The sequence below is a fragment of the Halomonas sp. ND22Bw genome, from assembly GCF_003011945.1.
In the GTDB taxonomy this organism is placed as follows: domain Bacteria; phylum Pseudomonadota; class Gammaproteobacteria; order Pseudomonadales; family Halomonadaceae; genus Halomonas; species Halomonas halophila.
In genome coordinates, this window is sequence record NZ_PXWD01000891.1 from 1 (window position 1) to 271 (window position 271).

Here is a 271-nt window from a genome sequence, read left to right on the forward strand (position 1 = left end):
ATTGGCGAACAGGATGAACATGAACAGCGAGAAGACGTAGGGAACGAAGCGCTTGCCCTCCGGCCCGACGTTCGACGTCAGCATGTTCTGAACGAAGCCGGTGAACCCTTCGACCGCGGCCTGCCAGCGGCCGGGGACGAGCTCGCGCTTCATCCCGCCCAGCATGAACAGCCACAATGTGACGAGCGTGATGACCATCCACAGCGCGGAATTGGTGAAGGACAGGTCATAGCCACCCACCACCCAGCGCTGACCGAGCACGGGCTCGATC

1 protein-coding gene is annotated in these 271 nt (G+C 62.0%); it reads right to left on the minus strand.

Features of this window, described 5'->3' with window-relative positions; translation table 11 throughout:
* Positions 1–271, minus strand: a 271-nt coding sequence (locus CVH10_RS20730) for a F0F1 ATP synthase subunit A (protein ID WP_181244596.1), incomplete at both ends; no start/stop codon positions are given.